Genomic DNA, 22,786 nt, shown 5'->3' with positions numbered 1-22,786 from the left:
TGCCAGCGCGCCGCGCCGGCCGCGGCTGCCGGCCGCGTCACCGCGCCGACATCAGAATGTTTCGCGACGCGGTCCCGAAGCACTAGACCTTGCTGGGGATGTGTACCTAGTGTGCCAATCCGGTGCCCCGGACGACCGAGCCACCGGATCACCCACTCGGGAGGAACAACCAGTGAAACTTCTCAAGACGGGGCTGAGCCTCGTACTCCTCGGAGGCGGCCTCGCGGCGCTTCCTGCGGCGCAGGCCACGGCCACGCCGTCGGCTCCGGGCGCCCCCGACTCCTTGGTGCAGAAGATGCGCAACGAGGCGTCCGGCGCGGTCAAGATCACCCAGGACCGGGCCACCGGCAAGATCGCGTTCATCCGGGCCAGCGGCGGCTCAGCCGACCTGCTGCCCGACGTCGACGGTCGTTCCAGCGGGGCGGCCGCGGCCAAGGCTCGCTCCTACCTCGACGACTACGCGCCGGCCTTCGGCGCTACCGCCGCCCAGCTCACCCAGTCCGGCGTCACCGCCGGCGACTACGGCTGGACGGTCGACTTCGACCAGTCCTACCGCGGCGTGCCCGTCTTCGGCGCCAAGGTGCGCGCCCACCTCGACAGGCAGGGTGACCTGACCTCGGTCAACGGCTACGCCGCCCCGGGCCTGAAGCTCGACACCACGCCCACGCTGAGCGCGGAGGAGGCAGCCACCCGGGCCGTCGCCATCGTGCGGGCCAAGTCCTCCACGCCCGATGCGCGGGTGGCCAAGACCGGCCTGAAGGCCAAGAACACCGACCTGATGATCTACCGCATGGGCTCGGCGCGCGGCGTCACCGGCGCACCCGTCCTCACCTACGTCGTCGAGGTCACCAACAAGACCACGGTGCGCGACATGGTCTTCCTCGACGCGCGCACCGGCAAGATCGTCAACCGCTACTCGATGATGAACGACGCGCTCGACCGCCGCCTCTACGAGGCCTCGGTCGACGACAACGGCACCCCGTCGGACCCCAGCGACGACGAGACCGTCTACACGCTCAAGTACAAGGAGGGCGACCCGCTGCCGGGCACCCTCAACACCGACCAGCTCAATGAGGTCGAGGGCACCGGCGAGGCGTACTGGTTCTTCCGCAACGCCTTCGGCCGCGACTCCTACGACGGCGCGGGCGCGAGGATGATCACGGTCAACAACGAGCCGTCGATCAACTGCCCCAACGCCAACTGGAACGGCGCGACCACCAACTACTGCTCGGGCGTGAGCTCGGACGACACCGTCGCTCACGAATGGGGCCACGCCTACACCGAGTACACCTCGGGGCTGATCTACCAATGGCAGTCGGGCGCCATGAACGAGGCGTTCTCCGACATCTGGGGCGAGAACGTCGACGCGCTCAACAACCGCTACAACGAGGAGCCCGACACGCGTCGCTCCGACGACCCGAGCGTGTGCTCGAAGTACACGCGCGGCGCCGTGGGACTGACCATCAACAGCCCGGCCGACATCGCCGGTGCGTGCGACGCGGCCCCGGCCGCCTTCGGCCCGGTCTTCGACAAGACCGGGGTCACCTCCGACGTCGTCGTGGGGGCACCGCTGGACGGCTGCGCGCCGTTCACCAACGCGGGCGCCATCGCCGGCAAGTTCGTCTACGTCGACCGTGGCACGTGCACGTTCGGCGCGAAGGCCAACGCCGCCGAGGCCGCCGGCGCCGAGGGGATCATCATCGGCAACAACGTCGCCGGTGAGGCACCCTTCTCCCCCTCCGGGCAGGCCGACATCTACGGCGTCATGATCGGGCAGGCCGACGGCGCGAAGATCAAGGGCGCCGCGGGCACCGTCAACGTCACGATCAAGGACATCGACGAGGCCGCCAAGGACGACTCCTACCGCTGGCTCTCCGGCGAGGCCGACCCGGCCTTCGGCGGCGCGATCCGCGACATGTGGAACCCCACCTGCTACGGCGACCCCGGGAAGGTGTCCGACGCGGAGTACAAGTGCTCCGAGGACGACCACGGCGGGGTCCACAGCAACTCCGGTGTCGTCAACCACTCCTACGCCCTGCTGGTCGACGGCGGCACCTACAACGGGGTGACCGTCCCGGGCATCGGGCGCGACAAGGCCTCCGCCATCTACTGGCGGACGCAGAGCGAGTACCTCTTCCCGGTCGCCGACTTCACCGACCTGGCCGACGGCCTCGCGGCGTCGTGCACCGACCTGGTGGGGCAGGAGATCAAGCAGCTGACCCTCGAGCCCAACGCCACCCCGGCCGCGGCAACGCCCATCACGGCGGCCGACTGCACGTCGGTGGCCCTGATGACCGACGCCGTGGAGCTGCGGCGCGACCCGACCCAGCAGTGCGAGTTCAAGCCGCTGCTGGAGAAGGGCGCACCGTCGCAGTGTGGCAAGAACTTCGTCAGCCGGGCGTCGTACTCGGAGGACTTCGAGGACGGGCTGGCCGGCTGGACCAAGAGCGAGGAGGTCGTGTTCGAGGGTGCCAGCGGCATCCCGTGGGAGGCCAAGTCGGCCGCCCCCGGCAGCCACCCCTCCAAGGTCGCCTACGCTCCGGACCCGCCCGAGGCCGGTGACTGCCAGTTCGGCGCCGACGACGTGTCCAGCCGCAACTCGATCACCAGCCCGGTGATCAAGGTTCCGGCCGGCTCCTCGCCCACGCTGTCCTTCGAGCACTACGTCGCCACCGAGTACGGCTTCGACGGCGGCAACGTGAAGATCAGCGTCGGCGGCGGCGCCTTCAAGGTCATCCCGGCCAGCGCCTACCTCTTCAACGCCCCGGGGGCCACCCTGGAGCCGAAGCCCGACAACACCAGCCCGCTGGCCGGCGAGGTCGGGTTCACCGGCACCGACGGCGGCGAGAACCGCGGCTCGTGGGGCAAGTCGATCGTGGATCTGAAGAAGGCCGGCGCCAAGCGCGACCAGCAGGTCCGGATCCGCTTCGACATGGGCCGGGACGGCTGTGGCGGGCTCGACGGCTGGTACGTCGACAACGTCAAGGTCGTCAACTGCAAGAACAAGACGGCCCTCAACGCCCAGGCCCGCCCCAACGGCCGGGTCGCGGCCCGGCTCAAGGTGATCGGCTCCTCGGCCAAGCCCACCACGATGGTGCGGCTGGTCAAGAACGGCCGGTTCGTCGGCAAGGGCGTCGTCCGGAAGGGCTTCGGGATCATCTCCGTCCGCGGCCTGAAGCCGGGCCGTCACCGCATCGAGGTCCGCTTCGGCGGCTCGGACGCGCTGGCGGCGTCTCGCGACACCGTGACGATCTGGGTCAAGAAGAGGTGACCTGAGCGCACCACCACCGAGGCCCCGCCGGAGCGATCCGGCGGGGCCTCGCGCGTCTGCGGCCGAGACGACGGCGTCAGGCCTCGATGACCACCGGGATGATCATCGGCCGTCGGCGGTGGGTGCTGCTGACCCAGCGTCCGACGACGCGGCGCACGGTCTGCTGGAGCTGGTAGGCGTCGGTGGTGCCCTCGCTGATGCTGCGGTGGAGGGCATCGATGATCGGCTGCCTGATCTCGTCGAACGACGAGCCCTCCAGGGCGTTGCCACGCGCGTGGATCTCGGGGCCGCCGGAGACCTTGCCGCTCACGGAGTCGACCACGACGATGACCGAGATGAAGCCCTCCTCGCCGAGGATCCGGCGGTCCTTGAGGTCGGACTCGGTGATGTCGCCGACCGAGCTGCCGTCGACGAAGACGTAGCCGCAGGCGACCTTGCCCGCGATCGACGCGACACCGTCGACCAGGTCGACCACGACGCCGTCCTCCGCGACGACGACGTTCGGTACGCCGGTCAGGCGGGCCAGGTCGGCGTTGGCCAGCATGTGCCGGATCTCCCCGTGGACGGGCAGGACGTTGCGGGGGCGGACGATGTTGTAGCAGTAGAGCAGCTCGCCGGCGCTGGCGTGACCACTGACGTGCACCAGCGCGTTGCCCTTGTGGATCACCCGCGCTCCCAGGCGGGCCAACCCGTTGATGACGCGGTAGACGGCGTTCTCGTTGCCGGGGATCAGGCTGGACGCGAGCAGGACGGTGTCGCCCTCCTCGATGTGGACGAAGCTGTGGGTGCGCTGCGCGATGCGGCTCAGCGCGCTCATCGGCTCGCCCTGCGAGCCGGTGGAGATCAGCACGACCCGCTCGGGCGGCAGCGGGGCCAGCTCCTTGGCGTCGACGAGGACACCGGCCGGCACCGTGAGGTAGCCGAGCTCCTTGGCGATCGCCATGTTGCGCACCATCGAGCGGCCGACGTAGGCGACCTTGCGGTCGTGGGCGACTGCCGCGTCGAGGACCTGCTGGACGCGATGGACGTGAGAGGCGAAGCAGGCGACGACGATCCGCTTCGCGGACTCGCGGAACACCTGGTCGATGACGGGGGTGATCGACTTCTCTGCCGGGGTGAAGCCCGGCGTCTCGGCGTTGGTCGAGTCCGTGAGGAAGAGGTCGACGCCCTCCTCCCCCAGCCGCGCGAACGCGCGCAGGTCCGTGATCCGGCCGTCGAGCGGCAGCTGGTCCATCTTGAAGTCGCCCGTATGCAACACCAGACCGGCACCGGTGCGGATGGCGACGGCCAGCGCGTCGGGGATCGAGTGGTTGACCGCCACGAACTCCAGCTCGAACGGCCCGAGCACGAGCCGGTCGCCCTCGCGGACCCGGTGGTGGACGGTCTCCTTGAGCCGGTGCTCGCGCAGCTTGCCGTCCAGCAGGGCCAGCGTCAGCTCGGAGCCGACGAGCGGGATGTCGGGGCGCTCGCGCAGCAGGTACGGCGTGGCGCCGATGTGGTCCTCGTGGCCGTGGGTGAGGACCAGCGCCTCGATGTCGCCGAGCCGGTCGCGGATCGGCTCGAAGTCGGGGAGGATCAGGTCCACGCCGGGGTGGTGGTCCTCGGGGAACAGCACGCCGCAGTCGACGACCAGCAGGCGCCCGGAGTACTCGAAGACGGTCATGTTGCGACCGACCTCGCCGAGCCCACCCAGCGGGATCACTCGCAGCGCCCCCTCCGCCAGCTCAGGAGGCGCGGACAGCTCGGGGTGCGGATGGCTCACGGACATCGGCTCTCAGAGGAGCCCCGACGCGGCGAGCCCCGCCCGCAGCGCGGCCACCTCGTCGTCGCTCAGCGGCACCAGCGGCCCCCGCACGTTGCGGTTGTCGAGCACCCCGAGCAGCTGCAGCGCCGCCTTGGCGGTCGTCGCACCGTAGTTGGGGACACCCATGACGGCGTCGATCGCCGGCAGCATCCGGGTGTAGCCGGCCAGCGCGGTCGCGTGGTCGCCGGCGGCGTAGGCGTCGACCATCTCGCGGATCTGCGAGCCCGCGACGTGCCCGAGCACCGACACGACGCCGGCACCGCCGTGGGCCAGCCAGCCGAGGGTCGAGATGTCGTCGCCGGAGTAGACGGCGTAGCCCAGCTGCATCAGCCGGACGCCGCGCGCGAAGTCGCCGACCGCGTCCTTGACCGCGACGACGCTGTCCCACTCGATGGCGGCCTCGTAGGTCTCCATGGCGATCGTGGTGCCGGTGCGGCCGGGCACGTCGTAGAGCATGACCGGCACGTCGGCGGCCTCGACGACGCTGCGGAAGTGGTGCAGGACGCCGGCCGGGCTGGGCTTGTTGTAGTACGGCGTCACGAGCAGCAGGCCGTCGGCGCCGATCTTCTCCGCCTGTTGGGCGAGCTCGACGGAGTGCGCCGTCGCGTTGGTGCCGACGCCGGCGACGACGACCGCCCGGTCGCCCACGGCGTCCTTGACCGCAGCCAGGATCTCGCCGTCCTCGGCGACCGACGTGGTCGGCGACTCGCCCGTCGTACCGGAGACCACGACACCGTCGTGGCCGTGGTCGACGAGGTGGGCGGCGATGCGGGCAGTGCCGTCGAGGTCGACGGAGCCGTCGTCGTGGAAGGCCGTCGCCATCGCCGTGAGGACCCGGCCGAAGGGCGCCGGCGAGGTGGGTGCGGGCGTCGTCATCATGGGTGCCAGGCTATCGCTCACACGCGCGGCATCACGGCAGCCGCCACCAGGCGGAGGTGGTCGAGGTCCGTGAGGTCGAGTACCTGCAGATAGAGCCGCTCGCTGCCCAGCGCCGCATAGCGGCCGATCTTGTCGACGACCTCGTCCGGCGTCCCGGCCAGACCGTTCGCGCGCAGCTCGTCCTTGTCCCGGCCGATCGCCTTCGCCCGGCGCTCCACCTCGGCCTCGTCGGCGCCGACGCAGAGCACCAGCGCGTTGGAGTAGACCAGGTCGTCGGGGTCACGGTCGGCGGCCTCGCACGCCGCGCGCACCCGCGCGAACTGCGTCGCGGTGGTCTCCTCGTCGACGAAGGGCAGGTTGAACTCGTCGGCGTACGCCGCCGCGAGCGCCGGCGTCCGCCTCTTGCCCAGGCCACCGATGAGCACCGGCGGCTTCGCCTGCGCGGGCTTGGGCAGGCCCGGCGAGTCCGTCACCCGGTAGTGCGCCCCCTCGTGGGTGAACCCGCCCTCGGTGGCCCACAGCCCGGTGATGATCGCCAGCTGCTCCTCGAGCCGGTCGAAGCGCTCCGCCGTGCTCGGGAACGGGATGCCGTACTTGGTGTGCTCCTCGGCGAACCAGCCGGCGCCGATGCCGAGCTCCACCCGTCCGCCGCTCATCTGGTCGACGTTGGCGACGCTGATCGCCAGCGGTCCCGGCAGCCGGAAGGTCGCACTGGTCATCAGCGTGCCGAGGCGGATGGTGCTGGTGTCGCGCGCCAGCCCGGCCAGCGTCATCCACGCGTCGCTCGGCCCGGGCAGCCCGTCGGTGCCCATGCCGAGGTAGTGGTCGGAGCGGAAGAACGCCCCGAAGCCGAGTCGCTCGGCCTCGAGCGCCACCGCGAGCAGGTCGTCGTACGTGGCCCCCTGCTGGGGCTCGGTGAACACCCGAAGTTCCATGGGTCCACTGTGCCAGGTGGCGGTTTCAACAAGGTCCGTCAGGCCCGGCTGAGCCAGACGACGTCGCGGTCGGGGAAGGTGTCGCGCCGCCGCTCGAGCCAGGCATGGCGGTCGAACTCGGGGTAGAAGGTGTCGCCGTCGGGGGTGAGGTGGACCTCGGTGAGGACCTGCTCGTCGGCCAGCGGCATCGCCTCGGCGTAGACCAGCGCGCCGCCGACGACCATGACGTCGCCGTCCAGGCGGTCGGCGAGCTCGAGGGCGAAGGGAAGCGATGGCGCGACGAGGACGCCGTCGGCGGACCAGGACGGGTCGCGGGTGAGGACGACCGTGGTGCGTCCGGGCAGCGGCCGGCCGATCGAGTCGTACGTCGCGCGCCCCATCACCAGCGTGTGGCCCAGCGTGGTGCGCTTGAAGTGGGCGAAGTCCTCGGGGATCCGCCACGGGATGTCGCCGTCGACACCGATCACGCCGTTGTCCGCCACGGCGGCCACCATGACGACGCGCTTCCCCCCGGGCGTCATACGGCGATGGGCGCCTTGATGCCGGGATGCGGGTCGTAGCCCTCGACCGAGATGTGCTCGAGGTCGAACTCGTCGAGCGCCGTCACCGACGGGTCCAGGCGCAGCGTGGGCAGGGGGCGCGGGTCGCGGGTGAGCTGCAGCCGCGCCTGGTCGAGGTGGTTGGTGTAGAGGTGGGCGTCGCCGAAGGTGTGCACGAAGTCGCCGACCTCGAGCCCGGTCACCTGGGCCACCATGTGCGTGAGCAGGGCGTACGACGCGATGTTGAACGGCACGCCGAGGAACACGTCGGCGGAGCGCTGGTAGAGCTGGCACGACAGGCGGCCGCCGGCCTCGGACGGGGCGACGTAGAACTGGAACATCGTGTGGCACGGCGCCAGCGCCATCTGCGGGATGTCGGCGACGTTCCACGCGGAGACGACGTGGCGGCGCGAGTCGGGATCGCGGCGGATCTGCTCGACGACCTGCGCGATCTGGTCGATGTGGCGACCGTCGGGGGTCGGCCAGGAGCGCCACTGATAGCCGTAGACCGGCCCCAGGTCGCCGTCGGCGTCGGCCCACTCGTCCCAGATCGTCACGCCGCGGTCCTGCAGCCACTTGACGTTGGTGTCGCCGCGCAGGAACCAGAGCAGCTCGGCGAAGATCGAGCGGGTGTGCACCTTCTTGGTGGTCACGAGCGGGAAGCCCTGGCTCAGGTCGAAGCGCATCTGGTGGCCGAACACCGACCGGGTGCCGGTGCCGGTGCGGTCGCCCTTCTCGACCCCGTCGTCAAGGACGCGCTGGAGGAGGTCGAGGTACTGCTGCATGGGCCCAACCTACCGCTCAGAGGGCGACGGTCCCGGTGATGGTCGTGAGGGTGTCGCCGCCCACCCACACCGAGCCGTCGGCCACCGACACGTGGACCCGGCCACGGCGTCCGATCGCGGTGCCCTGCGAGGCGACGTACGACGTCGGCAGCCTGCTGCCCGCCAGCCACTGGGCCAGCCCGGCGTTGAGGCTGCCGGTGACCGGGTCCTCCGGGACCCCCAGCCCGGGGCAGAACGCGCGCACCTCGACGGCGGCCTCCCCGCCGTCCGGATACCGGCCGACGACGCCGATCTTGAGCCCGTCGAAGGCGCCGAGGTCGGGACGGCAGGCGAGGACCGCGGCCGCGTCGGCCAGCACCACACCGACCCAGCCGGGGCCGTTGTCCACCCAGGCCGCGTCCACGATCTCCCCCTCGTGGATGCGCAGCACCCGCGCGATCCGGCCGAGGTCGTCGGCCTCCACCGGCCCGGAGCGCACCAGTGGCGGGCCCTCGAAGGCCAGCCGCTCCCCGCGGCGCACCGGGACCAGCCCGGCGGCGCACTCCTGGACGACGACGTCCCCGGACCGGGGCATGCCGCCGGCCTCCAGCCAGGCATGGGCGCTGCCGAGCGTGGGGTGCCCGGCGAAGGGCAGCTCGCGGCCGGGGGTCCAGATGCGCAGGCGGTAGTCGGCTGCCGGGTCGGTGGGCGTCAGCAGGAACGTCGTCTCCGACAGGTTGGTCCAGCGCGCGAACCGCGCCATCTGCGCCTCGTCCAGGCCGTCGGCGTCGTGCACGACCGCGACCGGGTTGCCGAGCAGCGGCTCGGCGGAGAACACGTCGACCTGCCGGAACCCGCGCATGGCCCCGACGCTACTGGGCCAGCGTCACGGGCCAGTGTCAACGGGCCAGTGTCAATGGGCCAGCGCCGACGGCAGGATCCGTGGGAAGGACACCCGCGTCGTGCAGGTGACCTGCGCGACGAGGTCCGACAGCGGGCAGGTGACGACCAGGACGCTGCCGGCGCTGGAGATGCGCAGACCCTCGTCCGGGTCGGCCGAGGGCCGACCCACGAAGTACGTCGCCACCCCGCGTCGGTCGAGGTTGGCGGCGAGCACCTCGGCGCCCGGTGCCAGGCCGGTGTCGACCTCCGTGCCATCGAGGGTGTCGAAGATCCGGACCGGGCCCTCGGGGCCGCCCTCACGCGTCAGCAGGTAGTCGCCCTCAGGCGACAGCTGCCCACCGAACCCGGGCACGACCGTGCCGGAGCCGGCCCCGATGCGGCTGATCTCCACGGCGCCCGGGAGCTGGTAGACGAGGGTCGGACCAGCCGCGTCGAGGAGCCCGGGCCGGCCCATCAGGACCAGGGCCCCAGGGTTCCCAGCCCCCGCCTGGAGCGAGGAGAAGCCAGCGGCGTCCTCGACGTAGACGACACCGGCGTCCACCGCGATCACGCGGGCCGGCTCCCGCACCGGCGCCGCGGCCACGAGCTCGCCCGAGGCGACGTCGAGCACCCGCAGCTCGGCTGCGTCGTCGTCACCGCCGCCGGTCTGCACCCAGGCCACCAGACCGTCCACCGCCGAGGCGGCGAACGCGCCGTCTCGGTCCTGGCGGCCCAGCAGCGTGCGGTCGCCCTCGGTGTCGACGAGGACCAGGGAGCCGTCGGTGGCGGCGTAGACCGCGCCCTGCTCCAGCTGGACGAAGCTCTCGAGGCCCTCGATGCCCAGGGCCACCCGGTCCAGGCGCAGGGTGTCGTCGGAGTACCAGCCCACCCCGACGGGGTTCTCCAACCGCTCCGCCTCAACGTCGGCGAGGCCGGCAGGCGGGTCGGGGCGCTCGGCCCACCACGTCCAGGCACCCGCGAAGACCGCGAGCACCGCGAGGGCCAGCGCCGAGCGACGCGCCAGTCGCCGTTGCCGGGCCCGTCGGTCGACCCGCTGACGGGCCGCCACGTCGGCCAGCAGCAGCGGCGGGACGGGGATCGAGTCGGCCGCCCGGCGTATCTCCTCGGCGAGGTCCCGGGCGGGGACGGCGCCGGCATCGCCCAGCAGCCAGCCGACCTGGTCGTCGCCCAGACCGGCGGTGACCGGCAGCACCACCGCCGCGCGCTGCGTCTCACCCAGCTGGTCGAGCCGCGCCCGAAGCTCCGGCCAGCCCGGGTCGAGCGGCTCGAGCTCCCCGTCCACGGCGTGGCCCTGCCACCGGCCGGCAGCGTCGTGCAGAGCGTCCAGCAGCACTCGGAAGGTGTGCTCGGCGAGGTCCCCCAGCTCGTCGCGACGCCGCCAGTCGCCGCGCAGCCGGGCCAGCACGGTCACCCCGACGTCGCTCGCCTCTGCGGCCGGCACCCCCAAGAGGACCAGCGAGCGGACCAGCGACGGCCAGCGCGCCAGGGCGTACGCCGAGAAGTCGACGTCGTTGCGCATCGCTCGCCTCCTGTCACGTCCCCGTGCGGGTCACGAGGTGTTCGGAGCGGCGGCCTCGCCGGATCGCTCAGGCGTGCAGCGACATCGGCCCGTAGACCTGACGGTCGTGCTCGAAGAGCGTGACCGCGTCGACGCCCTCGGCGGCGAGCTCGGCCCAGGTCTCCCCGACCCACGACTCGGCGTCTGCCTGGCTGGCGAAGCGCTGGTCGGCGTACTCCGCGGTCACGGTGACGACAGCGCCGGCGGCGTTCTCCAGCCGCCACGTCCACGGTCGCTCGGTGGGGGTGGGTGGGCGGAAGGTGGGCGGCTGGTCCGGCAGGTTCATGACTCCCTCACCGACGTGTCCACGAACGGCGGCTTGGTCAACCGGAAGATCTCGCGGCGCCCGCGGACGTCGACGCCGACCTCGGCCTCGGGATGGATCTCGGAGGGCAGCAGGGCCAGCCCGATGCCCTTCTTGAGGGTGGGCGAGAAGGTGCCGGAGGTGATCTCGCCGAGCATCACGTCGGGGGTGAGGCTGACCATCATGTGCGGGCGCGGGATGGCACGACCCGTGGCCACCAGGCCGCGCAGCGTGCGCTTCGGCCCCGCCTCCCGCTCGGCGAGGAGTACGTCACGCCCCCAGAACGCCTCCTTCTTCCAGCCGACCGCCCAGCCGAGGCGCGCCTCGTTGGGGGTGACGTCGAGGGAGATCTCCTGCCCGTGGAGCGGGTAGCCCATCTCGGTGCGGAGGGTGTCGCGCGCCCCCAGCCCACAGGCGAGCATGCCGTAGGCCGCACCGGCCGCCAGGAGCGCGTCCCACAGGGGCTCGGCGACCCCGTTGGCGGCGATCAGCTCATAGCCACGCTCGCCGGTGTAGCCCGTGCGGCACACGACGACGCCCACGCCCTCGAACTCCGCTTCGACGAAGCTCATGTAGTCGTGTCCGACCGGCAGGCCCACGGCGGACAGCACCTCGTCCGACCTCGTGCCCTGCACGGCGAGCACGACGTAGTCGCGGTGGTGGTCGGCCACGGTGACGCCCGCGGGCGCCTGCGCGGCGAGGCGACGTACGACCTCCGCGGTGTTGGCTGCGTTGGGCACCAGCAGCACGTGCTCGTCGTCGCGGTAGTAGGCGATCAGGTCGTCCACCACGCCGCCGGAGGCGTCGTCGCAGCACAGTGTGTACTGCGCCTGCCCCGGCCCGATCCTGCCCAGGTCGTTGCTCAGCGTGCGGTTGACGTAGTCCGCGGCGCCCGGGCCGCTGACCATCGCCTTGCCGAGGTGGCTCACGTCGAAGATCCCGACCGAGGTCCGCACGGCCGTGTGCTCCTTGACCACGCCGGAGGCGTACTCGAGCGGCATCGACCAGCCGCCGAACTCGGCGAACTTCGCCCCCAGTGCGGCGTGGCGGTCGTGGAGCGGGGAGCGCAGCAGTTCCTCGGCCATGGCGCGAACCTACCCCAGCACCGGGGCGGGTTAGTCTGCCGCGGTGACTTCGTCCTACACCCTGCGCAACGCCAGCCCTGCCAAGTCTCGAGCCGACGTGGTCGTCGTCGGGATCGTGTCCACGGCCAAGGGGCCGCAGGTCGCGCCGGGGGGTGAGGACGTCGCCAAGGCCTACGGCCGCAAGCTCGCACCGTTGCTGGCCACGCTCGGGGTGAAGGGCAAGGCCGGCGAGCTGGTCAAGCTGCCCACCTCGGGGGCGATCGCGGCACCGGTGCTGCTGCTCGCCGGTCTCGGGGACGACGTCACCCCCGAGTCCGTACGACGCGCCGCCGGCGGAGCCGCGCGAGCGGCCGGCAACGCCGCCTCGGTGGCGCTGGCGCTGCCCGCCGACTCCCCCGAGCTCGTCCGGGCCGTGGCCGAGGGCCACCAGCTGGGCGCCTACACGTTCACCGCGTACAAGAACCAGACCGAGGACGACTCCCCCGGCACGGTGGTCGTGCTGACCCCGGGCGCCCGGCGCAAGGAGATCACCACGGCGTTCGAGGAGGCGCAGGTCGTGGTGCGCGCGGTCGTGCAGACGCGCGACTGGATCAACACCCCTCCCGGAGACCTCACGCCGCCCGTGTTCGCCGAGGCGGCCGTCGCGTCGGGCAAGGAGTGGACGAAGGGCCGCGGCGCGCCGAAGGTGAGCGTCAAGGTCCTCGACGAGAAGCGGCTCGCCGAGCTGGGCTGCGGCGGCATCCTCGGGGTGGGCCAGGGCTCCTCGGCCCCGCCGCGCCTGGTGGAGATGACCTACTCCCCCCGCAAGCCCGTCTGCCACCTCGCGCTCGTCGGCAAGGGCATCACCTTCGACTCCGGCGGCCTGACCATCAAGCCCGCGCAGGGCATGCACGAGATGAAGAGCGACATGTCCGGCGCCGCGGCGGTCATCCAGGCGACGTACGCCATCGCCGCGCTGGGACTGCCGATCAAGGTCAGCACCTTCGCGGCCATGGCCGAGAACATGGTCTCCGGCAGCTCGATCCGCCCCGGCGACGTGCTCACCCAGTACGGCGGCAAGACCGTGGAGGTGCTCAACACCGACGCCGAGGGACGCCTGGTGCTCGCCGACGCGCTGGTGCGGGCCACCGAGGTGAAGCCCGACGTCGTGCTCGACGTGGCCACGCTGACCGGTCACATGGTGCTGGCGCTCGGCGACCGCATGGCCGGGGTCATGGGCAGCGACGACATCGTCCGCGACGTGATCGCCGCCTCGACGGTGGCCGGCGAGGACCACTGGCCGATGCCGATCCCCGACGGGATGGTCGAGCGGGTCAAGGGCAGCAAGATCGCCGACCTGGCCCAGCACGACTGGGTGCGCTGGGGTGGCGGCCTGTACGCCGGCACCTTCCTGCGCGAGTTCACCGCCGGTCTGCCGTGGGCCCACCTCGACATCGCAGGCACCGCCTTCAACTCCGGCGGTCCTCGCGGCCACCTGACCTCCGGCGGCACCGGCTGGGGCGTCGCCACCCTGGTCGAGTACGCCCGCGCCCTGTCGGAGCGATAGCCCTCCGGGTCTCGACACGCTCGCTGCGCTCGCGGCTCGACCACCGAGGGGCTCGCGGCTCGACCACCGAGGAGCTCGCGGCTCGACCACCGAGGAGCTCGCTGGTCGAGCCGGGCGAGCGCCAGCGAGCCCGTGTCGAGACCCCGACCTACAGCCCCTGCTCCTTGCGCAGCTGCTTCTGCCGGCTGTTGTAGTCGCGCATGCGCTGGGGGATGCCGACCACGGCGGCGTCGTAGGACGGCACCTGGTGGCGGTTGGCGAAGTCGTGCGCCCACTTGACCGATGGGACCCGGCGGCGGGTCCACTCGCCGTCGTGCGCGACGAGCAGCAGGGTGACGTCGCTGACCGCAGTCCGCGGCTCGACGAAGCCCTCGACCCCGCGACGCGACACCACGAAGTCATGCAGGTGCGCCTCGTCCACCTTGTCCGCGGCGCGCACCCGGGTCGAGCCGGTGCGCGACGCGTCCTTGGCCGGGCTGCTCATACGCGTGCGCGCGCCTCGCCGGAAGCGGTCCAGGAAACCCATGGGCCCAGTCTGCCCTCCCGGGGGTGATCGCGTCCGCAGGACGCGTCGCACGGGCGTCAGGTCCGAGGCCACGAGGCCGGTGTTGTGGTGCGCGACAGAAGTGCAAGGATGGGGCGCACATCACTGGCGGAGGGGACTGGCGTGACTGAGGCGGACTTCGACGTGCTCATCCTCGGGGCGGGCTCGGGCGGGTACGCCTGTGCCTTGCGCGCGTCCCAGCTCGGCCTCACCGTCGGCCTGGTGGAGAAGGACCGGCTGGGCGGCACCTGCCTGCACGTCGGGTGTATCCCCACCAAGGCGCTGCTGCACGCCGCCGAGGTCGCCGACTCCGCACGCGAGTCCGAGCAGTTCGGCGTGCAGGCCACCCTCGAGGGCATCGACATGGCCGGGGTCAACTCCTACAAGGACGGCGTCGTCTCCCGCCTGTTCAAGGGCCTGACCGGGCTGATCTCCTCGCGCGGCATCACCGTCCTCGAGGGCGAGGGTCGCGTCACCGGCGACCGGCAGGTCACCGTCGGCGGCCGCGCCTACACCGGCCGGCACCTCGTGCTCGCCTCCGGCTCCTACTCCAAGTCGCTGCCGGGCCTCGACATCGACGGCGAGCGGATCCTCACCTCCGAACATGCGCTGCGGCTGGACCGGGTACCCGCCTCCGTGATCGTGCTCGGCGGCGGAGTCATCGGCTGCGAGTTCGCCAGCGTCTGGAAGAGCTTCGGCGCCGACGTCACCATCGTCGAGGCGCTGCCCCGGCTGGTGGCGGCCGAGGACGAGGCGTCCTCGAAGGCACTCGAGCGCGCCTTCCGCAAGCGCAAGATCGCCTTCCGCACCGGCACACCGTTCCAGAGCGTCAAGACCACCGACACCGGCGTCGCCGTGACGGTCGAGGGAGGCGACGTGATCGAGGCGGAGCTGCTGCTCGTCGCGGTCGGCCGCGGCCCGAGCACCTCCGGCCTGGGCTACGAGGAGCTAGGTGTCGAGATGGAGCGGGGCTTCGTGCTCGCCGACGAGCGCTGCCGCACCAACGTCGAGGGCGTCTACGCGGTCGGCGACATCGTCCCCGGCCTGCAGCTGGCCCACCGTGGCTTCCAGCAGGGAATCTTCGTCGCCGAGGACATCGCCGGCCTCGACCCGCGCCCGATCGACGAGAGCGCCATCCCCCGGGTCACCTACAGCCACCCGGAGATCGCCTCGGTGGGCCTCAACGAGTCCGCGGCTGCCGACAAGTACGGCGCCGACGGCATCGAGACGCTCATCTACGACCTCGGCGGCAACGGCAAGAGCCAGATCCTGAAGACCCAGGGCTTCGTCAAGCTGGTCCGCCAGAAGGACGGTCCCGTCGTGGGCGTCCACCTGGTCGGCGACCGGGTCGGCGAGCTCATCGGCGAGGCCCAGCTCATCTACAGCTGGGAGGCCCACGCGGAGGACGTCGCGCCGCTGGTCCACGCCCACCCCACCCAGAACGAGGCTCTCGGAGAGGCGCACCTCGCGCTCGCCGGCAAGCCCCTGCACGCCCACTCCTGATTCCCCACCACGAGCTCACGAAGGAACTCCATGGCCACCGAAGTCAACCTCCCGGCACTCGGCGAGTCCGTCACCGAGGGCACCGTCACCCGCTGGCTCAAGCAGGTCGGCGACTCCGTCGCCGTCGACGAGCCGTTGCTGGAGGTCTCCACCGACAAGGTCGACACCGAGATCCCCTCGCCGGTCGCGGGCACCCTGCTCGAGATCAAGGCGCAGGAGGACGACACCGTCGAGGTCGGCGCGATCCTCGCGGTCATCGGCGACGAGGGTGAGTCCGCCGGCGACGCCGACGAGTCCGCGGAGCCGCAGGCGCAGTCGAAGGACGAGGAGCAGGCCGAGCAGAAGGAGCAGCAGGAGGCCGAGACCGAGGACGAGGAGTCCTCCGACGGCCCCGCGCAGCAGGAGCCCGAGCCCGAGGCGCCCGCCGCCTCGTCCGACGACAGCGGCTCCGGTGGCGGCGGTACGTCGGTCACGCTCCCGGCGCTCGGCGAGTCCGTCACCGAGGGCACCGTCACCCGCTGGCTGAAGGCCGTCGGCGACGACGTCGCCGTCGACGAGCCGCTGCTCGAGGTCTCCACCGACAAGGTCGACACCGAGATCCCCTCCCCCGTCGCCGGCACGCTGCTGGAGATCAAGGTCGAGGAGGACGAGACGGTCGAGGTCGGCGCCGAGCTGGCCGTGATCGGCTCCGGCGACGGCGCCCCTGCCCAGGCCGAGCCCGAGGCCCGGCCCCAGGACGAGGAGCAGGCCGAGAAGAAGGAGCAGCAGGAGGCCGAGCTCGCCGAGGAGAAGGCCGAGCCCGAGCCCGAGGAGAAGGCGGAGCCCGAGCCCGAGCCCGAGCCGGAGCCGGAGCCTGAGCCGGCCGAGGAGACCGAGCCCGCGGCCGAGAAGGCGCCCGAGCCCAGCGCCCAGTCGCCGAGCACCGGCGAGGGTGAGTCCGCGCCCAGCGCCGACAGCGGCGGCTACGTCACCCCGCTCGTGCGCAAGCTGGCCGGCCAGCACGGCGTCGACCTGGCGTCGGTGTCCGGCACCGGCGTGGGCGGCCGCATCCGCAAGCAAGACGTCCTGGACGCCGCCAAGGCCCAGGAGGCGCCGGCCGCCGCACCCGCGGCCGCCGCACCCGCGGCCTCCGCACCGTCGGCCCCGAGCGTCACGCCGTCCCCGCTGCGGGGCACGACCGAGAAGATCAGCCGGCTGCGCAAGATCATCGGCGAGCGCATGCTCGACTCGCTGCACTCGGGCGCCCAGCTCACGCAGGTCGTCGAGGTCGACGTCACCCGCATCGCCCGCCTGCGGGAGGCGTCCAAGGCCGACTTCCTGGCCCGTGAGGGCGTGAAGCTGTCGTACCTGCCGTTCTTCGCCAAGGCCGCGATCGACGCGCTCAAGCAGCACCCCAAGCTCAACGCGACGATCGACACCGACGCCGGCACGATCACCTACTACGACCGCGAGAACCTCGCGTTCGCCGTCGACACCGAGAAGGGCCTCATCACCCCGGTCGTCAAGGATGCCGGCGACCTCTCGATCGCCGGGCTGGCCAAGAAGATCGCCGACGTCGCCGAGCGCACCCGCACCAACAAGATCGGCCCCGACGAGCTGGGCGGCGGCACGTTCACGATCACCAACCTCGGCAGCGTCGGCGCCCTGTGGGACACGCCGATCATCAACAAGCCGCAGGTCGCCATCCTGGGCCCGGGCGCGGTCGTCAAACGCCCGGTCGTGATCGACGACCCCGACCTCGGCGAGACCATCGCCGTGCGCCACATGGTCTACCTCGCGCTGACCTACGACCACCGGCTGGTCGACGGCGCCGACGCAGGCCGCTTCCTGCAGGACGTCAAGAAGCGCCTCGAGGCCGGCGTCTTCGAGATCTGAGCCGGACCCGGTCCACCCCACGCTGACCCGTCAGAGACTTTCTGACGGGTCAGCGTCGGTTTGGGCTAGAAGTCCTCGTCGAAGCCGACCGATCCGGTGACGCCGACCTGGTAGGCCGAGACCTTGCGCTCGAAGAAGTTCGAGAGCTCCTGGACGTCCTGCAGTTCCATGAAGGCGAGCGGGTTCTTCGAGCCGTAGATGACCGGCAGGTCGAGGCGCTCCATGCGGCGGTCTGCGACGTACTCCAGGTAGGTGCGCATGTCGGCCGTCGACAGCCCGGCCACGCCTCCGCCGAGGAGATCCTCGGCGAAGGTCGCTTCGGCCTCCACCCCGTCGATGAGCATCTGCCGTACGTCGGCGGCCATCTGCTCGTCGAAGAGCCCGGGCTCCTCGGCGCGCACGGTGTCGACCACGTCGAAGGCGAACGCCATGTGCATCGACTCGTCGCGGAACACCCAGTTGGTCCCCGATGCCAGGCCGTTGAGCAGGCCCCGCGAGCGCAGGAAGTAGACGTAGGCGAACGCGCCGTAGAAGAACAGGCCCTCGATGACCGCCGCGAAGCAGATCAGGTTGAGCAGGAACCGGCGGCGGTGCTCGCGGGTCTGCAGCTCGTCGAGGTCGAAGACCGAGTCGATCCACCGGAAGCAGAAGTCCGCCTTGGTCTTGATCGACGCGATGTTGTCGACGGCCGCGAACGCCTCGTGGCGCTCCGCCTCGTCGGGCACGTAGGTGTCGAGCAGGGTGAGGTAGAACTGCACGTGCACGGCCTCCTCGAAGAGCTGCCGCGACAGGTACAGGCGGCCCTCCGGGGAGTTGATGTGCTGGTACAGGTTGAGCACCAGGTTGTTGGCCACGATCGTGTCGCCGGTGGCGAAGAACGCCACCAGCCGTGACACCAGGTGCCGCTCGGCGGCGGTGAGCCGCTGCAGGTCCTTGAGGTCGGAGTGCAGGTCCACCTCCTCCACGGTCCAGGTGTTCTTGATCGCGTCGCGGTAGCGGTCGTAGAAGTGCGGGTAGCGCATGGGACGCAGGGTCAGGCTCATGCCCGGGTCCAGCAGGTTCGCGGTCACTGGCAGGCCTCGCAGCTCTCGGGGCTCTCGAGCGAGCAGGCCGCCGCGGCCGACTCGATGACGGACGTGGTCGTCTGGGCGATCCGGGTCGCCGGCCGCGAGCGCAGGTAGTACGTCGTCTTCAGGCCCGACTTCCACGCGTGCAGGTACATCGACGACAGCTTGCCGATCGAGGGACCGGCGAGGAACAGGTTCAGCGACTGGCTCTGGTCGATGTACGGCGAGCGCGCGGCCGCCATGTCGATCAGCGCCCGCTGGGGCAGCTCCCAGGCCGTGCGGAACAGCAGCCGTACGTCCTCTGGCAGGGCCGCGATGCCCTGCACCGAGCCCTCGGCGCGGCGGATGGCCTCCCGCACGTCGGCGGTCCACAGCCCGAGCGTCTTGAGCTCGCGGGTCAGCGCCGCATTGACCTGCAGGAATTCCCCCGAGAGCGTCTCTCGCTTGAACAGGTTGGACACCTGTGGCTCGATGCACTCGTAGCAGCCGGCGATCGACGCGATAGTCGCCGTCGGTGCGATCGCGATCAGCAGCGAGTTGCGCAGGCCGTGCGTCGCGAGGTCGGCGCGCAGCGCGTCCCACCGCTCGGTCTGGGTGCCGGTGACGTCCCACAGGTCGGGCTGCAGGACCCCGGCCGCGGCGCGGGTCTCGCCGTACGCCGGGTGGGCGCCGTGCTGGCGGGCCAGGTCGCAGGAGACCTCGAGCGCGGTCAGGTAGATCTCCTCGGAGATCCTGGTCGAGAGCTCGCGCGCCTCGTCGGAGTCGAACGGGAGCCGCAGGGCGAAGAAGACGTCCTGCAGCCCCATGAGCCCGAGCCCCACCGGGCGCCAGCGCGGGTTGGATGCCGCCGCCTCCTCGCTGGGGTAGTAGTTGACGTCGACCACGCGGTCCAGCAGCGGGACCGCCGTACGCACCGTCGCGCGGAGCTTGTCCCAGTCCACGCCCTCCCCCACCTCCGAGAGGTGCTGGGAGAGGTTGACCGAGCCCAGGTTGCACACGGCGGTCTCGGAGTCGGAGGAGACCTCGACGATCTCCGTGCACAGGTTGGAGAGGTGGACGACGGGACCGCCGGGGGTGTCCCGGGTCTGGTTGCAGGTGCGGTTGGCGGCGTCCTTGAACGTCATCCACCCGTTGCCGGTCTGCGCGAGCGTGCGCATCATCCGCGAGTACAGGTCGCGCGCCCGCACCTGGCGCACGTAGCGGCCCTCGGCCTCCGCGCGCCGGTAGGCCTCGTCGAACGCCGCGCCCCACAGGTCCGGCAGCTCCGGTGCCTGGTCGGGGTCGATCAGCGACCACAGCTCGTCGGCCTCGACCCGGCGCATGAACTCATCGGGCACCCAGTGGGCGAGGTTCAGGTTGTGGGTGCGGCGCGCGTCCTCGCCGGTGTTGTCGCGCAGCTCGAGGAACTCCTCGACGTCCGGGTGCCACGGCTCGAGGTAGACGCAGGCCGCCCCCTTGCGGCGTCCGCCCTGGTTGACCGCCGCGACCGAGCTGTCGAGCGTACGCAGGAACGGCACGATCCCGTTGGACTGCCCGTTGGTGCCGCGGATCAGCGCGCCGCGCGAGCGCACCCGCGAGAACGCGATCCCGATCCCCCCGGCGAACTTCGAGAGCTTGGCGACCTGGGCGTAGCGGTCGTAGATCGACTCGAGGTCGTCACGCGGGCTGTCCACCAGGTAGCACGACGACATCTGTGTGTGCCGGGTGCCGGAGTTGAACAGCGTCGGCGACGACGGCAGGTAGGCCAGCGACGACATCAGCCGGTAGAAGCCGATGGCCTCGCCCGGGCTCTGCGCGAGGCCGCACGCCACCCGCAGCAGGAAGTACTGCGGGGTCTCGACGACCTGGCGGGTCGTCGGGTGCCGCAGCAGGTAGCGGTCGTAGACGGTGCGCAGACCGAAGTACTCGAAGCGGTGGTCTGCCTCCCGGTCCACCGCGAAGTCGAGCTTGCGCGCGTTGTCCTTCACGAACGCCGCCGTCTCGTCGCCGATCAGCCCTTCGGCATGGCCGAGGGAGATCGACAGGCTGAAGGAGGCGACGCCCTGGTTGCGCACCTCCTTCTCGATGTACCCGGCCAGCAGGCGCCCGGCGAGCCGGGAGTACTGCGGCTCCTCGCCGATCATCTCGGCGGCCGTCTGGATGGACAGACGGTCCAGCTCGGCGGTGCTGGCGCCGTCGTACAGCCCGCTGATCGTGCGGGTCGCCACCCGCATCGGGTCGACGTCGACCAGGTCGCGTGCCACCCGGTCGACGGCACGCACGATCTTGTTGACGTCGACGGGCTCGGTGTCCCCGTTGCGCTTGCGCACGCTCATGGACGTGCGGCTCTCGATGACGGTCATCGTCTCTCTCCTCGCGAGATCGGTCCTGAGGTCCGGGCTCGCGAGGGGGACGGAGGCACGGCGCGCCGGGGCGCGGCCGTGCGAGCCGTCGGCCGTCCCACGAGGCCTCGGACCACCGCACCCGGTCGGGTGCGGTGCGCTGGCAGGTCTTCGGACTCGTGGGCATCACGCTGACCCCTACTGACCGTCGCTTCCCAGGTCTCTCACCCAGTGCTTCGTGACGGCGTTCGTTCCCACTTACCGCTGCGGGGCAGTCCCGGAGTCTCACCGGGTTCCCTCTTGCCTCGACCCGCCTGGATGGCAGGGCGAACCAGCTACGACGGACACCATATGTAGGGGTCGAGAGAAATGTTGGGACCAGATGTGGGGTCGGCGTGTCGGTTGTCGGGCATGGCAGGGTTGGCGCCATGGCCTCCCTCTCGATCCTCCTCGCCGGCGGCTCGGGCTTCCTCGGCACCCACCTGCGCCAGGAGCTGCTGCGGCGCGGCCACACCGTCACCTCGCTCGTACGGCGCCAGCCGGCGGGCGGCAGCGAGTCGCGGTGGGACCCTTACGCGGGCGAGCTCGACCGCGACCTGGTCGCGGCTGCGGACGTCGTGGTCAACCTGGCCGGCTCCCCCACCGCCGGCAACCCGCACTCGCAGAAGTGGGCCCGGGAGTTGCGCGAGAGCCGCCTGACGACCACCCGGCTGCTCGCCGAGGCCGTCGCCGCGGCCGAGCAGCCACCGGCGTACCTGGCGGGCAACGGGATCTCCTACTACGGCGACCACGGCGACCAGGTCCTCACCGAGGCATCCGACAGTCGCGGCCACGCCCTGCTCACCCAGGTCACGCGGGAGTGGCAGGAGGCGGCCGACCCGGCGGTGGCCGCCGGTGCCCGCGTCTGCATCCTGCGCACCGCCCCGGTGATGGACCGGCGAAGTGCCCCTCTCAAGCAGCTGCTGCCGGTGTTCAGGATGGGCCTCGGCGCACGCCTGGGGAGGGGCCGGCAGCACATGGCGATGGTCTCGCTGCGCGACTGGGTGGGCGGCGTCGTCCATCTCGCCGAGCACGCGGACGCCGCCGGCCCGTTCAACCTCTGCTGCGCCGACACGCCCACCAACGCGGAGTTCACGCAGGCGCTGGCCCGCGCGGTGCACCGCCCGGCGTTCGCCTTCGCGCCCGCGCCGCTGCTCCGGGTCGCCGGCGGCAGGATGGCGCCCGAGCTCCTGGGCTCGCTCAACGTGCGCCCGGCCGCCCTCGAGCAGTGCGGCTACGAGGTGCGCGACCGCGACGTCGACGCCGTCCTGGCCACCGGCCTCGCGTCAGGGACCTGAGTCCGAGACCCGCCCGACGCGCGCGACCCGCCACTGCCCGCCCACCAGCCACAGCGTCACCCGCCGGGTCGCGACGGCACCGCCGGGCAGCGACCACCGCCGCCCACCGGCCGCGGCCGAGCCGCGCGCCAGCCGCTCGGTGACCTGCACGGTCAGCCGGCGCGGGGTCTGCGCGAGCACGCTGCCCTCCAGCACCTGCACCTCCAGCGCCGCGACCGTGAGCCCGCGCGCACGCCAGCGGCGCAGCATCGCGACGTCGCGCCGTCCGGCGACCGATCTGGGGACGTACAGGCGACGCAGCGCCGCGACGTCGCCGGCCGCCCAGGCCGCTGCGCGGTGCCGGTCCCAGGACTGGAGCACCGCGACCGGCGACACCACCACGGCGGCATCGCCCCGCTCGGGCGGCGCAGGCGGCGGCCGGTCCGGTGACGGGGAGCAGCCCAGCAGGAGCAACAGGAGCGCGGCGGTCGCAGCACGTGGAGTCATCCTCTGCTCCTACCCGTTCCCGCGCGTCTCCGGGTGGTTGTCCACAGGGCGCGCGCGGGTAGGGT

18 protein-coding genes and 1 riboswitch are annotated in these 22,786 nt (G+C 71.7%); of the genes, 5 read left to right on the top strand and 13 right to left on the bottom strand.

Going from position 1 to position 22,786, the window contains the following annotated elements; translation table 11 throughout:
• Positions 1–172: 172 nt before the first annotated feature.
• Positions 173–3,271, top strand: coding sequence for a M4 family metallopeptidase (locus LRP67_RS15925; protein WP_231271150.1), 3,099 nt, complete (start codon positions 173–175; stop codon positions 3,269–3,271).
• A gap of 76 nt (positions 3,272–3,347) precedes the next feature.
• Here LRP67_RS15925 and LRP67_RS15920 read toward each other — a convergent pair whose 3' ends face one another.
• The 9 genes from LRP67_RS15920 to gcvT all read right to left on the bottom strand — a co-directional run bounded on the left by LRP67_RS15920 (position 3,348) and on the right by gcvT (position 12,042).
• A complete protein-coding gene (locus tag LRP67_RS15920) occupies positions 3,348–5,033 on the bottom strand; it encodes a ribonuclease J (protein ID WP_308189771.1) in 1,686 nt (561 codons plus the stop codon).
• A gap of 12 nt (positions 5,034–5,045) precedes the next feature.
• Positions 5,046–5,954 (bottom strand): 4-hydroxy-tetrahydrodipicolinate synthase, encoded by a 909-nt coding sequence (gene dapA, locus LRP67_RS15915; RefSeq protein ID WP_231271148.1) that lies wholly within the window; start codon positions 5,952–5,954, stop codon positions 5,046–5,048.
• A 17-nt stretch (positions 5,955–5,971) separates the two neighbouring features.
• On the bottom strand, positions 5,972–6,889 hold the full coding sequence (locus LRP67_RS15910; protein ID WP_231271147.1) for an LLM class F420-dependent oxidoreductase: 918 nt from the start codon (positions 6,887–6,889) through the stop codon (positions 5,972–5,974).
• 38 nt (positions 6,890–6,927) lie between these two features.
• Entirely contained in the window at positions 6,928–7,410 is a 483-nt protein-coding gene (locus tag LRP67_RS15905; RefSeq protein ID WP_231271146.1) for a dihydrofolate reductase, read from the bottom strand.
• On the bottom strand, positions 7,407–8,213 hold the full coding sequence (locus LRP67_RS15900; protein WP_231271145.1) for a thymidylate synthase: 807 nt from the start codon (positions 8,211–8,213) through the stop codon (positions 7,407–7,409). Before LRP67_RS15900 ends, LRP67_RS15905 begins: the two co-directional genes overlap by 4 nt.
• Before the next feature lie 16 nt (positions 8,214–8,229).
• Positions 8,230–9,054: a PhzF family phenazine biosynthesis protein gene (locus tag LRP67_RS15895; protein ID WP_231271144.1), complete on the bottom strand. Its 825-nt coding sequence runs from the start codon at positions 9,052–9,054 to the stop codon at positions 8,230–8,232.
• 51 nt (positions 9,055–9,105) lie between these two features.
• On the bottom strand, positions 9,106–10,614 hold the full coding sequence (locus LRP67_RS15890) for a hypothetical protein (RefSeq protein ID WP_231271143.1): 1,509 nt from the start codon (positions 10,612–10,614) through the stop codon (positions 9,106–9,108).
• Positions 10,615–10,681: 67 nt separating this feature from the next.
• The gene (locus tag LRP67_RS15885; protein WP_231271142.1) at positions 10,682–10,939 is read right to left on the bottom strand and encodes a hypothetical protein; all 258 of its coding nucleotides are present in this window, start codon (positions 10,937–10,939) and stop codon (positions 10,682–10,684) included.
• The gene (gene gcvT / locus LRP67_RS15880) at positions 10,936–12,042 is read right to left on the bottom strand and encodes a glycine cleavage system aminomethyltransferase GcvT (protein ID WP_231271141.1); all 1,107 of its coding nucleotides are present in this window, start codon (positions 12,040–12,042) and stop codon (positions 10,936–10,938) included. Before gcvT ends, LRP67_RS15885 begins: the two co-directional genes overlap by 4 nt.
• 43 nt (positions 12,043–12,085) lie before the next feature.
• On the opposite strand from gcvT, the gene LRP67_RS15875 reads away from it, so the two are divergent.
• Positions 12,086–13,588: a leucyl aminopeptidase gene (locus LRP67_RS15875; RefSeq protein WP_231271140.1), complete on the top strand. Its 1,503-nt coding sequence runs from the start codon at positions 12,086–12,088 to the stop codon at positions 13,586–13,588.
• 148 nt (positions 13,589–13,736) lie between these two features.
• Here the strand turns inward: LRP67_RS15875 and LRP67_RS15870 are convergent, their stop codons facing one another.
• Positions 13,737–14,114, bottom strand: coding sequence for a hypothetical protein (locus tag LRP67_RS15870; protein ID WP_269211664.1), 378 nt, complete (start codon positions 14,112–14,114; stop codon positions 13,737–13,739).
• Positions 14,115–14,255: 141 nt separating this feature from the next.
• On the opposite strand from LRP67_RS15870, the gene lpdA reads away from it, so the two are divergent.
• Positions 14,256–15,635, top strand: a complete 1,380-nt coding sequence (lpdA, locus tag LRP67_RS15865) for a dihydrolipoyl dehydrogenase (RefSeq protein WP_231271139.1) — start codon at positions 14,256–14,258, stop codon at positions 15,633–15,635.
• Positions 15,636–15,665: 30 nt separating this feature from the next.
• The gene (sucB, locus tag LRP67_RS15860) at positions 15,666–17,510 is read left to right on the top strand and encodes a 2-oxoglutarate dehydrogenase, E2 component, dihydrolipoamide succinyltransferase (RefSeq protein ID WP_231271138.1); all 1,845 of its coding nucleotides are present in this window, start codon (positions 15,666–15,668) and stop codon (positions 17,508–17,510) included.
• Between the two features lie 65 nt (positions 17,511–17,575).
• Here the strand turns inward: sucB and LRP67_RS15855 are convergent, their stop codons facing one another.
• Positions 17,576–18,580 carry a ribonucleotide-diphosphate reductase subunit beta gene (locus LRP67_RS15855; protein ID WP_231271137.1) on the bottom strand — a complete coding sequence of 335 codons (1,005 nt, stop codon included), beginning with the start codon at positions 18,578–18,580 and terminating at the stop codon, positions 17,576–17,578.
• On the bottom strand, positions 18,577–20,919 hold the full coding sequence (locus LRP67_RS15850) for a ribonucleoside-diphosphate reductase subunit alpha (protein ID WP_231271136.1): 2,343 nt from the start codon (positions 20,917–20,919) through the stop codon (positions 18,577–18,579). Before LRP67_RS15850 ends, LRP67_RS15855 begins: the two co-directional genes overlap by 4 nt.
• 123 nt (positions 20,920–21,042) lie before the next feature.
• Positions 21,043–21,249: riboswitch (cobalamin riboswitch) on the bottom strand.
• Positions 21,250–21,326: 77 nt separating this feature from the next.
• Between LRP67_RS15850 and LRP67_RS15845 the strand changes: the two genes are divergently transcribed.
• Positions 21,327–22,235 (top strand): TIGR01777 family oxidoreductase, encoded by a 909-nt coding sequence (locus tag LRP67_RS15845; RefSeq protein WP_231271135.1) that lies wholly within the window; start codon positions 21,327–21,329, stop codon positions 22,233–22,235.
• Here LRP67_RS15845 and LRP67_RS15840 read toward each other — a convergent pair.
• Positions 22,224–22,721, bottom strand: coding sequence for a hypothetical protein (locus LRP67_RS15840; protein ID WP_231271134.1), 498 nt, complete (start codon positions 22,719–22,721; stop codon positions 22,224–22,226). The genes LRP67_RS15845 and LRP67_RS15840 overlap by 12 nt on opposite strands.
• Between the last annotated feature and the right edge of the window lie 65 nt (positions 22,722–22,786).

It is taken from the genome of Nocardioides sp. cx-169 (assembly GCF_021083605.1).
Taxonomy (GTDB): domain Bacteria; phylum Actinomycetota; class Actinomycetes; order Propionibacteriales; family Nocardioidaceae; genus Nocardioides.
The sequence above is the reverse complement of the archived record's forward strand: the minus strand, read 5'-3'. Positions and strand labels throughout refer to the sequence as shown.

Coding starts and splice junctions, on each gene's coding strand:
- LRP67_RS15840 (WP_231271134.1), bottom strand. CDS start 22,721: ATGACTCCACGTGCTGCGACCGCCGCGCTCCTGTTGCTCCTGCTGGGC.
- sucB (WP_231271138.1), top strand. CDS start 15,666: ATGGCCACCGAAGTCAACCTCCCGGCACTCGGCGAGTCCGTCACCGAG.
- gcvT (WP_231271141.1), bottom strand. CDS start 12,042: ATGGCCGAGGAACTGCTGCGCTCCCCGCTCCACGACCGCCACGCCGCA.
- LRP67_RS15850 (WP_231271136.1), bottom strand. CDS start 20,919: ATGACCGTCATCGAGAGCCGCACGTCCATGAGCGTGCGCAAGCGCAAC.
- LRP67_RS15845 (WP_231271135.1), top strand. CDS start 21,327: ATGGCCTCCCTCTCGATCCTCCTCGCCGGCGGCTCGGGCTTCCTCGGC.
- LRP67_RS15900 (WP_231271145.1), bottom strand. CDS start 8,213: ATGCAGCAGTACCTCGACCTCCTCCAGCGCGTCCTTGACGACGGGGTC.
- LRP67_RS15870 (WP_269211664.1), bottom strand. CDS start 14,114: ATGGGTTTCCTGGACCGCTTCCGGCGAGGCGCGCGCACGCGTATGAGC.
- LRP67_RS15890 (WP_231271143.1), bottom strand. CDS start 10,614: ATGCGCAACGACGTCGACTTCTCGGCGTACGCCCTGGCGCGCTGGCCG.
- LRP67_RS15905 (WP_231271146.1), bottom strand. CDS start 7,410: ATGACGCCCGGGGGGAAGCGCGTCGTCATGGTGGCCGCCGTGGCGGAC.
- LRP67_RS15895 (WP_231271144.1), bottom strand. CDS start 9,054: ATGCGCGGGTTCCGGCAGGTCGACGTGTTCTCCGCCGAGCCGCTGCTC.
- LRP67_RS15885 (WP_231271142.1), bottom strand. CDS start 10,939: ATGAACCTGCCGGACCAGCCGCCCACCTTCCGCCCACCCACCCCCACC.
- dapA (WP_231271148.1), bottom strand. CDS start 5,954: ATGATGACGACGCCCGCACCCACCTCGCCGGCGCCCTTCGGCCGGGTC.
- LRP67_RS15910 (WP_231271147.1), bottom strand. CDS start 6,889: ATGGAACTTCGGGTGTTCACCGAGCCCCAGCAGGGGGCCACGTACGAC.